10 protein-coding genes and 2 tRNA genes are annotated in these 12856 nt (G+C 42.8%); all 12 read left to right on the top strand.

From position 1 onward, the window contains the following. The first annotated feature begins 9 nt into the window (after window positions 1-9). The 12 genes from crl to PSF11_RS13685 all read left to right on the top strand — a co-directional run bounded on the left by crl (window position 10) and on the right by PSF11_RS13685 (window position 12757). Complete coding sequence (crl, locus tag PSF11_RS13740) at window positions 10-411, top strand: sigma factor-binding protein Crl (protein ID WP_004923183.1); 402 nt, start codon at window positions 10-12, stop codon at window positions 409-411. A 115-nt stretch (window positions 412-526) separates the two neighbouring features. Next, the gene (gene proB / locus PSF11_RS13735; protein ID WP_072503004.1) at window positions 527-1630 is read left to right on the top strand and encodes a glutamate 5-kinase; all 1104 of its coding nucleotides are present in this window, start codon (window positions 527-529) and stop codon (window positions 1628-1630) included. Window positions 1631-1632: 2 nt separating this feature from the next. Then, the gene (gene proA, locus PSF11_RS13730; RefSeq protein ID WP_004923180.1) at window positions 1633-2886 is read left to right on the top strand and encodes a glutamate-5-semialdehyde dehydrogenase; all 1254 of its coding nucleotides are present in this window, start codon (window positions 1633-1635) and stop codon (window positions 2884-2886) included. Window positions 2887-3019: 133 nt separating this feature from the next. Then, window positions 3020-3517, top strand: a complete 498-nt coding sequence (aroL, locus tag PSF11_RS13725; protein ID WP_004923298.1) for a shikimate kinase AroL — start codon at window positions 3020-3022, stop codon at window positions 3515-3517. A gap of 111 nt (window positions 3518-3628) precedes the next feature. Continuing rightward, on the top strand, window positions 3629-5773 hold the full coding sequence (gene aas, locus PSF11_RS13720) for a bifunctional acyl-ACP--phospholipid O-acyltransferase/long-chain-fatty-acid--ACP ligase (RefSeq protein ID WP_036941520.1): 2145 nt from the start codon (window positions 3629-3631) through the stop codon (window positions 5771-5773). 4 nt (window positions 5774-5777) lie between these two features. Next, window positions 5778-6968: a lysophospholipid transporter LplT gene (lplT, locus tag PSF11_RS13715; protein ID WP_004923175.1), complete on the top strand. Its 1191-nt coding sequence runs from the start codon at window positions 5778-5780 to the stop codon at window positions 6966-6968. A 22-nt stretch (window positions 6969-6990) separates the two neighbouring features. After that, window positions 6991-7494 (top strand): nicotinamide-nucleotide amidase, encoded by a 504-nt coding sequence (gene pncC / locus PSF11_RS13710; RefSeq protein ID WP_036941514.1) that lies wholly within the window; start codon window positions 6991-6993, stop codon window positions 7492-7494. A 106-nt stretch (window positions 7495-7600) separates the two neighbouring features. Then, entirely contained in the window at window positions 7601-8668 is a 1068-nt protein-coding gene (gene recA / locus PSF11_RS13705; protein ID WP_014656658.1) for a recombinase RecA, read from the top strand. 451 nt (window positions 8669-9119) lie between these two features. Further along, window positions 9120-11750, top strand: a complete 2631-nt coding sequence (gene alaS / locus PSF11_RS13700) for an alanine--tRNA ligase (protein ID WP_004923165.1) — start codon at window positions 9120-9122, stop codon at window positions 11748-11750. Between the two features lie 227 nt (window positions 11751-11977). Then, the gene (gene csrA / locus PSF11_RS13695; protein WP_004264815.1) at window positions 11978-12163 is read left to right on the top strand and encodes a carbon storage regulator CsrA; all 186 of its coding nucleotides are present in this window, start codon (window positions 11978-11980) and stop codon (window positions 12161-12163) included. A 413-nt stretch (window positions 12164-12576) separates the two neighbouring features. Further along, window positions 12577-12669, top strand: a tRNA-Ser gene (locus PSF11_RS13690). Between the two features lie 11 nt (window positions 12670-12680). Beyond that, window positions 12681-12757, top strand: a tRNA-Arg gene (locus PSF11_RS13685). Window positions 12758-12856: the final 99 nt, after the last annotated feature.

Genomic DNA, 12856 nt, shown 5'->3' with positions numbered 1-12856 from the left:
GATCCTTACATGGCGTTACCTACTGATTACTCTAATGGGAAGTATTTAAAGAAGTTTTCTGCTTTAGGACCTTATCTACGAGAAAAGCAATGTTTAGATGGTTGCTATTTTTTCGATAGCCTGACTGTTTGCGTTAATGTCAATTCAGCACCAGAAAGACGCGAGTTTTGGGGCTGGTGGATGCTATTATCGCCAAATGAAGATGGGTTTGAGTATTCATACCATTTGGGCTTGTACAATGTTCATGGTACTTGGCAAGATAAGCCACTGAAAGATAATGCAACCCTTGATATCATTGAGCAGAACCTCATATCCTTCCATCAATCCCTTTCCAAACAACTTTCTGAGCTTGAGCTATCTTTGTTTCCTTCCGCAAAAATGGCAGAATTTAAATTGGAATTAAGCGCATAAAATTGTTTTAAGCCAACTTTTGTTGAATTTAGCGTTATGCCTGTTGGCATAACGCGCTCCAACTGATAAAAATGATACCTAATTTGTATTGATTAATTTTAATGGCAGAAAAATGATGAAAAATAGCCAGACACTTGTTGTTAAATTAGGCACTAGTGTATTGACCGGAGGCTCACGGCAATTGAACCAAGCTCATATTGTTGAGTTAGTCAGGCAGTGTGCGCAACAATATCAAAAAGGGCATCGTATTATTATTGTCACGTCTGGCGCTATCGCTGCTGGTCGTGAACACCTTAATTACCCCGAGCTTCCAGCGACAATCGCGTCGAAGCAGCTTCTTGCAGCGGTAGGGCAAAGCCGCCTTATTCAGTTATGGGAACGTCTATTCTCTATTTATGGTATTCATATTGGGCAGATGCTGTTGACACGGGCCGATCTGGAAGACAGAGAGCGCTTTTTGAATGCCCGAGATACATTGCAGGCTCTGCTTGATAATGGCATTGTGCCTGTGATTAATGAGAATGATGCTGTCGCAACCGCTGAAATTAAAGTGGGGGATAATGATAATTTATCAGCCCTTGCCGCTATCCTTGGTGATGCTGACAAATTGCTATTATTGACAGATATTGAAGGGTTATTTGATTCTGACCCTCGTAGTAACCCGAATGCAAAACTGATCCCAGAAGTGTATGGCGTCAATGATGAATTGCGTGAAATGGCGGGGGGAAGTGTTACTGGTCTGGGAACGGGGGGGATGGCAACTAAGTTGCAAGCCGCCGATGTTGCAGGAAGAGCAGGAATAGATGTCATTATTGCGGCAGGTAATAAGCCAGATGTGATCAACGCGGTGATTGAAGATATTCCAGTAGGCACGCGGTTTTATGGGCAGAAAAACCCAATGGAAAACCGCAAGCGTTGGATCTTTGGTGCTCCAGCGGCTGGCGATATATATATCGATGATGGCGCTCAACTTGCTATTATGGAAAAAGGAAGCTCCTTACTGCCGAAAGGCATCAAAAAAATTGAAGGTGATTTTTCCCGTGGTGCCGTTGTACGGATACGGAATATGGCAGGTAAAGATCTTGCTCACGGGGTCACTCATTATAATAGTGACGCTTTAAGAATGATTGCGGGCCATCATTCACAGGAAATAGGCCGCATACTGGGCTATGAACATGGCTCTGTAGCTGTCCACCGCGACGATATGATAGTGGGTTAATTATGTTAGAACAAATGGGAAAATCGGCTCGTGAAGCCTCATGGCAACTCGCCCAATTAAGTACAAAACAAAAAAATGCGGCTTTAGAGCAAATTGCTGATCTACTGGAACAAGAAAGTGCAGCAATTCTTGCCGCTAACGAAAAAGACATAGAACAAGCTCGTGCAAATGGGATGTCGCCTGCACTGCAAGATCGTTTATTACTAACGCCAGAGCGCCTAAAAAATATCGCGGATGATGTTAGAAAAGTGTGCCAATTAGCCGATCCTGTCGGGCAAGTGATTGATGGCAATCTGTTGGATAGCGGTTTAAATTTACAACGTCGCCGTGTGCCACTAGGGGTTGTTGGGGTGATCTATGAAGCTCGCCCAAATGTGACCGTTGACGTGGCTGCTTTATGCTTAAAAACAGGTAACGCGGCTATTTTACGTGGTGGTAAAGAAACGCATAATACCAATTTGGCTATCACAGACGTGATCCAAAAAGCATTAAAAAATAGCGGCATATCGGCGAATGCTATTCAAGCGATTAATAACCCTGATCGTGAATTAGTGGCGCAGCTACTCAAATTAGATCGTTATGTTGATATGCTGATCCCAAGAGGTGGAGCAGGGCTACATAAATTGTGTCGTGAGCAATCGACGATCCCTGTGATCACCGGTGGGATTGGTGTTTGTCACACATTTGTTGATGAATCAGTTGATTTTGATAAAGCAATCAACGTGCTGATTAATGCAAAAGTCCAACGTCCAAGCGCTTGTAATTCACTTGAAACCGTATTGGTTCATGAAAAAATTGCGGCGGCGTTTTTACCTCTACTAAGCCAAAAAATGGCTGAACAGCAGGTCACTTTACATGCCAGCAAGCAAGCTATGCCGTACTTGCAAAAAGGGCCTGCAAAAGTGGTCGATGTCACGCCTGAAAACTTAGTGGATGAGTGGTTATCACTCGATCTGAATGTTGAAATTGTCTCGGGAATTGATGCGGCAATCGACCATATTCGAACCTATGGCACCGCACACTCCGATGCTATTTTAACGGAATCTATCCGCCAAGCTGACTACTTTGTCCTACGTGTAGATTCTGCGGCAGTGTATGTCAATGCAAGTACTCGGTTTACCGACGGAGGTCAATTTGGACTAGGCGCTGAAGTTGCTGTGAGTACACAAAAACTGCATTCTCGTGGTCCAATGGGATTAGATGCCTTGACGACATACAAATGGATTGGTTATGGAGACTTCCTTAACCGAGCTTAAAAGTTAAATAATAATAATTAGGCCACACTTAGCGTGTGGCTTTGTTTTTATGATTATTGGTTGTTTTGAGACTAAAAAATCTATAACGCGTAGCGTATGCCTCGTAATGATCATGACAATGGGATGAATCAAAATGTTTTACATAATAGGTCCGAGAGGTTCAGGGAAAACAACAATCGGTAGGCGATTGGCTGATTATAAAGCATGTCAATTCATTGATACCGATAAATTGATTGTTGAACGTGCGGGAACCAGTATTGCGCGGATAGTAGAACAACATGGCTGGGAATACTTTCGTCACTTAGAAAGTGAAGTATTAAAATCGATAGCCGATCCAGATGCCGTGGTATCGACGGGGGGCGGCATTATCCTATCTGAAGAAAACCAACGTGTGATGCGTGATAATGGCACGGTGATCTATTTGAGCGCGAAACCAGAGGTTTTGGCGGCGAGACTAGCAGCAGAGCCGCAAGCTGATCAACGTCCAAGCTTAACAGGCAAATCAATATTAGAAGAAATTGAAGAGGTCATGTCACAAAGGGAGCCTCTTTATCAAGCAACCGCACATTATGTGATTGATGCGGAGCTGCCCGTCGAGACAATTATCACTCAATTAACAAATTTGGCTTAAAAGCATCGTGCTTCAAGGCACTTTAGGAGTAAACTACTTAGCTTAATTCTGGTTTTCAAGACATAATTATCTGTTGGAATGATAAAAGAAGACAAAACATAGGGATTTATTATGCTGGCAAATATGCTCAGGGCAGTACTTAGATTTTTATTTCGTATCCGCGTACTGGGAGACGAAAAAGAGTTATATCAAGACAAATGTCTAATTACACCTAACCATGTTTCATTCATTGATGGGATATTAATTGCGCTGTTTTTACCTATCAAGCCTGTGTTTGCAGTTTATTCGACTGTTGCAACACCGAGAATGATCAAACTACTAAAACCTTATGCTGATATTGTTCCTCTTGATCCGGCAAACCCTCTGGGGATCCGCAAACTAGTCAAAGAAGTTGAAAAAGGCCGCCCAATCGTTATTTTCCCTGAAGGGCGTATCAGCGTTCACGGCTCGCTGATGAAAATTTATGACGGTGCGGCATTTGTTGCGGCAAAATCAGGGGCAAAAGTGGTACCTATTCGCATTGAAGGCGCTGAAAGGAGTTATTTTAGCCGCCTAAAAGGTATTATTCCTTTGAAATGGTTTCCTCAAATCACTCTGCATATTTTACCCGCTGAAACTATCCCTATGCCTGAAGCGGCAAAAGCGATTGAACGCCGTCGTTTAGCCGGTATTCATTTATATAGCATTATGAAGTCAGCACGTATGGCTTGCCGTCCTCAAGTCACACTGGTTGAAGAATTTATTCAGAGCGTAAAACGCTTTGGGCGCCGTTCGCCATGTATTGAAGATATTAATTTTAAAGAAGATAACTACCAAACGCTGTTGAAAAAATCGTTAGGCGTTGGGCGAATAATCGAACGTTATACCCATGAAAATGAGCGTATTGGCCTATTATTACCAAATACAACAGTGACGGCGGCCGCTATTTTCGGGGCTTTAATGCGTGGACGAGTTCCTGCCATGCTGAATTATACGGCGGGTAGCCATGGTATTCGTAATGCACTTAAAGCTTCTCAAGCAAAAGTTATCTTTACGTCACGACAATTTCTTGAAAAAGGCAATTTAACCCATATTCCAGAGCAAGTTACTGAAGCAAATTGGATTTACCTTGAAGATTTAAAAGATACCGTAACTTGGCAAGATAAATTATGGATAGTTAAACACCTATTAATGCCAGCTAAGGCCGTGATTCCTCGTAAGGCTGAAGATGAAGCATTAGTACTGTTTACTTCTGGTTCAGAAGGCACGCCAAAAGGGGTTGTGCACAGCCACGCTAGCCTTATGGCAAACGTTGAGCAAATTAAAACCATCGCAGACTTTACGCCTCGTGACCGTTTTATGTCATCGTTGCCACTCTTTCACGCTTTTGGGTTAACGGTTGGGCTATTTATTCCTCTCTTTTCAGGAAGCCGGGTCTTTTTATACCCAAGCCCACTCCATTACCGAGTTATCCCTGAATTAGTGTATGACAAAAATTGCACTGTGTTATTTGGCACATCAACATTTTTGGCTAACTACGCACGTTTTGCTCATCAATATGATTTTGCACGATTACGCTATGTTGTTGCGGGTGCTGAAAAATTATCAGATAGCACCAAGAAGATTTGGTTTGATAAATTCGGCATTCGTATTCTTGAAGGTTATGGTGTGACTGAGTGTGCGCCTATTGTCTCTATCAATGTTCCGATGGCCTCTAAAGAAGGCACGGTAGGGCAAATATTGCCACAAATGGACTCCCGTATTATCCCAATTTCCGGGATTGAAAATGGAGGCAAGTTGCAACTCAAAGGGCCAAATATCATGAAAGGGTATTTGCGTGTTGAAGCGCCCGGCGTTCTTGAAAAACCATCGGCAGAAAACCAGCATGGTGAGCAAGAAGAAGGATGGTATGACACAGGTGATATCGTCGTACTTGATGAACTCAATTACTGCACGATTAAAGGCCGTGTCAAAAGATTTGCGAAGCTTGCTGGTGAAATGGTTTCACTCGAAAGTATTGAACAGATGGTATTCAGTTTGTCGCCAAACGCCCATCATGCTGTGGTTACGAAACCGGATAGCAGTAAAGGCGAGGCATTGGTCCTGTTTACCACAGATAAAGAGCTGGATAGAAGTGCACTTTCATCTGCCGCAAAAAGTAAGGGCTTAACCGAATTAGCTGTGCCGCGGGATATTCGTGTTGTAAAAGAGTTACCAGTGCTCGGAACGGGTAAAACAGATTTCGTTACGCTTAAACAGATGGCGTTAGAGGATTGAAGGTATGCAAGATGTCAATGCGCCACTCATGAGCCGAGGGATGAAAGCGGTTCTGGCTTCGCAGTTTCTTTCCGCTTTTGCTGATAATGCGCTGTTATTTGCCATTTTAGCCCAGTTAAAAGCGGAGTTTTATCCTGAATGGAGCCATCCCGTATTACAGATGGTCTTTGTATTTACCTATATCATCTTAGCGCCATTTGTAGGGCAAGTTGCTGATCGCTTCTCGAAAGGGCGTGTCATGTTAGTTTCAAACTTGTTTAAGTTTATTGGCGCGCTGGGGATCTGCTTGGGTCTTAACCCATTCCTTTGTTATGGCCTTGTTGGGATTGGCGCAGCATCATATTCCCCTGCAAAATACGGTATCTTAGGTGAACTAACCAGTGGCGATAACTTAGTAAAAGCAAACGGCGTTATGGAAGCATCAACAATCGCCGCTATATTAGTTGGCTCAGTTGTTGGCGGTATTTTATCTGATGTTAGCCTAATATTAGCCCTTGCGACCTGTGCTGTGCTTTATGCGTTAGCGGTAATTGCCAATTTTTATATTCCTCGATTAGTTGCCGCTCGCCCTGGTAAAGGTTGGCATTTTAAAAAACTATTTATTGATTTTTGGACAGCCTGCCGCACGCTGTGGGCAAACCAAGAAAGCCGTTTTTCATTGGTCGGAACTAGCATGTTTTGGGGCGCGGGTGTCACTTTACGCTTCTTATTAGTGGCATGGGTTCCTATCGCATTAGGCTTACAAGATAATGCAACGCCAACCTACCTAAATGCCGCGGTTGCCGTCGGTATTGTCGTGGGAGCGGGGCTTGCCGCAAAATTTATTACATTAAAAACCGTATCACGCTGTATTCCCGCAGGGATTGTGATTGGCGTTATGGTGATATTACTTGCTCTGCAAACTAAACTCATGCCTTCTTACGCTATCTTGGCTGTATTAGGGATTTTTGGTGGGCTATTTGTAGTTCCTCTCAATGCGTTACTGCAAGAAAAAGGTAAGGAAACGGTTGGGGCTGGTAACGCGATAGCGGTGCAAAACCTAGGTGAAAATAGCGCCATGCTTATTATGTTAGGGCTATATTCACTGGCAATGAAAGCTGGGTTGTCTGTGATTAGTGTCGGTATTGGCTTTGGCTCGGTATTTGCTATCGCAATTGCTGGGTTGTGGATCTGGGATCGCGCACGCAAAAAATAGGCATGTAAAGGTAAACAATCAAATGAAAAATGAAAGTTATCTCGAAACATTAAGCGTTCAGCTTGGTCAGCTCCTCAAAAAACAAGGTAAAACGATAACCTGTGCGGAGTCATGTACCGGCGGGTGGATTGCAAAAGTATTGACGGATATTGCCGGTAGTTCGGATTACTTTCATAGAGGGTTTGTGACATACAGTAATGAGGCAAAACACCAGATGATCGGTGTGACAGAAGCCTCATTGCAGAAGTATGGCGCAGTGAGTGAGCAAGTCGTTTCGGAGATGGCGCTTGGTGCACTTAAAGAAGCCGCCGCTGATGTGGCGGTTTCCGTCAGCGGTATCGCAGGTCCCGGTGGCGGTAGTGAGGAAAAACCGGTTGGTACTGTTTGGTTTGGATTTGCTCAAAAACACTCTACAGGTACTGTTAATATTACGACTAAGCATTGTGTGTTCCAAGGTGATAGAAATGCAGTTCGTTTACAATCAACCGCTTATGCACTTGAAACACTTTTACAAATGTTAAGTTAAAAATCTTCTTGATACTGTATGATTATACAGTATACTTGTCATCAACAAACCGAATTCAATCGTTCTATTTGCAGTGGGAGAGTCCATTGCACCAAAGGGAGTGAACATGGCTATCGATGAAAACAAACAAAAGGCATTAGCTGCAGCGTTAGGTCAAATTGAAAAGCAATTTGGTAAAGGCTCTATCATGCGTCTTGGTGAAGACCGCTCAATGGACGTAGAAACTATTTCAACAGGCTCTTTATCTCTTGATGTGGCTTTAGGTGCAGGTGGTTTGCCATTAGGGCGTATTGTCGAAATTTATGGTCCTGAATCTTCTGGTAAAACAACACTCACGTTGCAAGTTATTGCAGCAGCACAACGTAGCGGAAAAACCTGTGCATTTATCGACGCTGAACATGCGCTAGATCCAATCTATGCGAAAAAACTGGGTGTTGATATCGATAACCTTCTATGTTCTCAACCTGATACTGGTGAGCAAGCACTAGAGATTTGTGATGCACTGACGCGTTCAGGCGCTGTTGATGTCATTATCGTTGACTCCGTAGCCGCATTAACACCAAAAGCTGAAATTGAAGGTGAAATCGGTGACTCACACATGGGCTTAGCGGCTCGTATGATGAGCCAAGCGATGCGTAAATTAGCGGGTAACTTAAAGAACTCGAATACACTTTTAATCTTCATTAACCAAATCCGTATGAAGATCGGCGTTATGTTTGGTAACCCTGAAACCACTACAGGTGGTAACGCTCTGAAATTCTACGCTTCTGTTCGTTTAGATATTCGCCGTATCGGTGCTGTCAAAAATGGTGAAGAAATTGTAGGTAGCGAAACACGCGTTAAAGTTGTTAAAAACAAAGTTGCTGCGCCATTTAAACAGGCTGAATTCCAAATCCTTTATGGTGAAGGCATTAACACCTATGGTGAATTGATCGACTTAGGTGTTAAACATAAGTTGATTGAAAAAGCCGGTGCTTGGTATAGCTATAACGGTGATAAAATCGGTCAAGGTAAAGCAAACGCGACAACGTATCTGAAAGAGCATCGGGAAATTGCAGAAGAACTCGATAAAAAATTGCGTGAAATGCTTTTAACGCACACTGGTGAGTTTAGCAGCGCAGCGGCTGACTATATCAGTGAAACTGATGAAGATGAGACACCAGAAGAATTTTAATACGAACTTATTAGTTTGATAAATAAGAAGATTATAAACGCCACTCTAAAATGAGTGGCGTTTTTTTGTTTTTCATTTGAGCTATAATGGGATGAACAATGGTTTTTCTGTGGAAAAATAGCCCATTGAAAGGTATAAACATACTTTCAGAAAATATTCAGACGCTTTACAATGAAAGCCACGAATGGATGTATCTATACTACAAAAAATTCAAGGCGCAGCGAGGCGACAAAAAAATAAGTCGCTAAGAACATGTATCATGTCTGTAACTAGGACGAGTGAACATAGTCAACCATGCTACAACTTGAAGTATGAAGAGTATAAATTTTACTTCTACACAAAGAGACTTTATCTTATCAGTCACTTTTTAATCGGAGAGTTGATTAGAGGTGATGTTACATTCCATCTCAACAATTCGTAATTCAGTTTCCAGCTTGAAATCGGGATAATTATGAGTAAAAGCACCGCTGAGATCCGTCAAGCGTTTCTCGACTTTTTTCATACAAAAGGTCATCAGGTGGTCAGTAGCAGTTCGCTAGTGCCAAACAATGACCCAACATTATTGTTCACTAACGCAGGGATGAACCAGTTCAAAGATGTTTTTCTTGGTCTGGATAAAAGAGCATATTCCCGAGCGACAACAGCACAAAGATGTGTGCGAGCAGGTGGTAAACATAACGATTTAGAAAACGTTGGCTACACAGCCCGCCACCATACTTTCTTTGAAATGCTTGGCAACTTTAGCTTCGGTGATTACTTCAAACATGATGCAATCAACTTTGCTTGGGAGCTATTAACTGGGAAAGAATGGTTCAACTTACCAAAAGAAAAATTGTGGGTGACCGTCTACGAGACCGATGATGAGGCCTATGATATTTGGCACAAAGAAGTCGGTATTCCTGTAGATCGTATTATCCGTATTGGTGATAACAAAGGGGCGCCATACGCATCTGATAACTTCTGGCAGATGGGGGATACAGGTCCTTGTGGTCCATGTACCGAAATTTTCTATGATCATGGTGAGCATATCTGGGGTGGCCCTCCAGGAAGCCCTGAAGAAGATGGTGACCGTTATATCGAAATCTGGAACATCGTTTTCATGCAGTTTAACCGTCAATCCGATGGCACGATGGAACCACTACCTAAGCCGTCAGTGGATACAGGGATGGGGCTTGAACGTATTGCGGCAGTATTGCAGCATGTCAACTCTAACTATGATATCGATATTTTCCAAGAGCTGATCGCAGCAGCCGCTAAAGCGACAGGTTCTAACGACCTTTCAAATAAATCACTTCGTGTCATTGCTGACCATATCCGTTCTTGTGCATTCCTCGTGAGTGATGGTGTTATTCCATCCAACGAAGGACGTGGTTATGTATTGCGCCGTATTATTCGCCGTGCAGTACGTCATGGTTATATGCTGGGAGCAAAAGACACTTTCTTCTACAAACTAGTGGCGCCACTCATTAACGTTATGGGGGCCGCAGCGGATGAACTGGCTCGTCAGCAATCTACTGTTGAAAAAGTACTTAAAACTGAAGAAGAACAGTTCGCTCGTACCTTAGAGCGCGGCCTACAGCTACTTGATGAAGAACTAGCTGCCCTTAAAGGGGATACCTTAGATGGTGAAACGGTATTCCGTTTATATGATACATACGGCTTCCCGATGGATTTAACCGCTGATGTGTGTCGTGAACGTAATATTAAGGTTGACGAAGAAGGCTTTGAGCGCGCAATGGAAGACCAGCGTCGTCGTGCTAGAGAATCAAGTGGCTTTGGTACTGACTATAATTCACTGATTAAGGTCGAAAAGCACAGCGAATTTTCTGGTTATGCCTATAATGAACAATTAGCAACAATAACTGCCATCTATAAAAATGGCCAGCCAGTCGATTCCCTGAACGCAGGTGAAGAAGGTTTGGTGATCCTTGATAAAACGGCGTTTTACGCAGAATCAGGTGGTCAAGTCGGTGATACAGGTTTGTTGCGTAATGATAGCGGTAGCTTTATCGTGACGGATACCCAAAAATATGGTCAAGCGATTGGTCATATTGGTAAGGTAGAATCAGGCTCTTTGGTGATTAATCATCGTATTGATGCCAAAATCGATGTGGAAAGACGTGATGCAATCCGTCTGAATCACTCAGCGACTCACTTGTTACATGCCGCTTTACGTCAAGTGCTAGGTGAGCATGTATCACAAAAAGGCTCTTTAGTTAATGATAAATACTTGCGCTTTGACTTCTCACATTTTGAGGCTATGACAGCCGCTCAGTTGCGCGAAGTTGAAGATATCGTTAACGCACAAATTCGTAAGAATACACCAATTGAAACGGAACTTATGGATTTAGAGAGTGCAAAAGCGAAAGGTGCGATGGCACTATTCGGTGAGAAATACGAAGAGCGCGTACGTGTTCTGAGTATGGGCGGTGATTTCTCTATCGAACTTTGTGGTGGTACGCATGCAAGCCGTACTGGTGATATTGGTTTGTTCCGTATTCTCAGTGAGTCTGGTACAGCGGCAGGTGTGCGTCGTATTGAAGCGACAACAGGTGAGAGCGCATTGGAAAGTGTTCATAGCCAGTCAGAGCAACTTAATGCGATAGCTCATCTTCTCAAAGGCGATATGAGTAGCTTAGTTGAAAAAGTTAAGTCTGCATTGGAAAAATCTCGTCAGCTAGAAAAAGAGATTTTGCAATTAAAAGATCAACAAGCATCGCAAGAAAGTGCTTCACTAAGTAGCAAAGCAAAAGATATCAAAGGCGTTAAATTACTTGTTAGTCAATTAAATAATACTGAACCTAAGCTTTTGAGAACCATGGTTGATGATCTCAAAAATCAGTTGAAATCAGCGATTATCGTGCTTTCAACAACAAGTGGTGATAAAGTCAGTATAATTGTTGGTGTAACTAATGATTTGACTGCTAAAATAAAGGCGGGTGATTTGATATCCTATGTTGCTCAACAAGTCGGTGGTAAAGGCGGTGGGCGCCCAGACATGGCTCAGGCTGGTGGTACGGATGTGAGTGCGTTACCAACAGCTATGGCAAGTGTAGAAGATTGGGTGTCTTCACGGCTCTAGCTACTGGGGAAGTTACCTCATACACCGTGAGGTAACTTTCGCTGTTGCAACATTGTTAAAGTGTTGTAAGTGGTGTTATATTTTGTATGTATATAATTAAAAATGATTGCCTTGATGGCATCAATGCTTTAGGTGTATATCATTGCTTTACGTTTTCACGGTGTGTGATGGACAATAGCGGGGGAAACCTAGAGACCCGACTCTTTTAATATTTCAAGGAGCAAAGAATGCTTATTCTGACTCGTCGAGTTGGTGAAACACTCATGATAGGCGATGAGGTAACAGTTACGGTACTGGGAGTAAAAGGCAATCAAGTTCGTATTGGTGTCAATGCCCCAAAGGAAGTTTCTGTTCACCGTGAAGAAATTTATCAACGGATCCAGGCTGAAAAGACTCAACCAGACAATCAATAATAATGAATAAGCGTCCATATCTTGACCCACACAGCAAAGATGGACGCTTGTCTTTTATCTATATCCCTTCCTATATTTAATTTTTTCTCGCTTCCCTGTGGCTAATTGGCCTTTTATTCTATGGCCCTTACCACTTCTCTTGCACTGCATATGATGATTAACATGTTTTGCTAGCATATTTTCACGATTGAATTTCACAATGAGTCGTTTTTTTACGACCTTAAAAATTGTGAAATTACCCCGTGATGAATATGATTTTCGATGCTAAACTAATCATCTTGCTTGTGAAATGTGCAAACGATCATTGAAAAGTAAAAAGTTTGGAAAAATTGTTTGACTTCTAAAGCGAGGAAAGTAATATGTGCGCCACACAGAGACGAGATGTCAAAAACAAATCGCCTGTGACTAAAAACGGTGAGGTGGCCGAGAGGCTGAAGGCGCTCCCCTGCTAAGGGAGTATGCGGTCAAAAGCTGCATCGAGGGTTCGAATCCCTCCCTCACCGCCATTTTAGATGCTGCATCCGTAGCTCAGCTGGATAGAGTACTCGGCTACGAACCGAGCGGTCGGAGGTTCGAATCCTCCCGGATGCACCATATTTAACCCTATAAGTAAAGCTGGTGGGGTTGCGTTTTGGTTTTTAAGAACTGAAACAACAGTAGTCATTGAGAAGTGTAGAGTTTGATATTGTAATG

This window comes from Providencia sp. PROV119 (assembly GCF_028482435.1).
Taxonomy (GTDB): Bacteria; Pseudomonadota; Gammaproteobacteria; order Enterobacterales; family Enterobacteriaceae; genus Providencia; species Providencia stuartii.
Note: the sequence above shows the minus strand (reverse complement) of the source record. Positions and strands in the feature narration are given on the sequence as shown.

Coding starts and splice junctions, on each gene's coding strand:
- crl (WP_004923183.1), top strand. CDS start 10: ATGGCGTTACCTACTGATTACTCTAATGGGAAGTATTTAAAGAAGTTT.
- proB (WP_072503004.1), top strand. CDS start 527: ATGAAAAATAGCCAGACACTTGTTGTTAAATTAGGCACTAGTGTATTG.
- proA (WP_004923180.1), top strand. CDS start 1,633: ATGTTAGAACAAATGGGAAAATCGGCTCGTGAAGCCTCATGGCAACTC.
- aroL (WP_004923298.1), top strand. CDS start 3,020: ATGTTTTACATAATAGGTCCGAGAGGTTCAGGGAAAACAACAATCGGT.
- aas (WP_036941520.1), top strand. CDS start 3,629: ATGCTGGCAAATATGCTCAGGGCAGTACTTAGATTTTTATTTCGTATC.
- lplT (WP_004923175.1), top strand. CDS start 5,778: ATGCAAGATGTCAATGCGCCACTCATGAGCCGAGGGATGAAAGCGGTT.
- pncC (WP_036941514.1), top strand. CDS start 6,991: ATGAAAAATGAAAGTTATCTCGAAACATTAAGCGTTCAGCTTGGTCAG.
- recA (WP_014656658.1), top strand. CDS start 7,601: ATGGCTATCGATGAAAACAAACAAAAGGCATTAGCTGCAGCGTTAGGT.
- alaS (WP_004923165.1), top strand. CDS start 9,120: ATGAGTAAAAGCACCGCTGAGATCCGTCAAGCGTTTCTCGACTTTTTT.
- csrA (WP_004264815.1), top strand. CDS start 11,978: ATGCTTATTCTGACTCGTCGAGTTGGTGAAACACTCATGATAGGCGAT.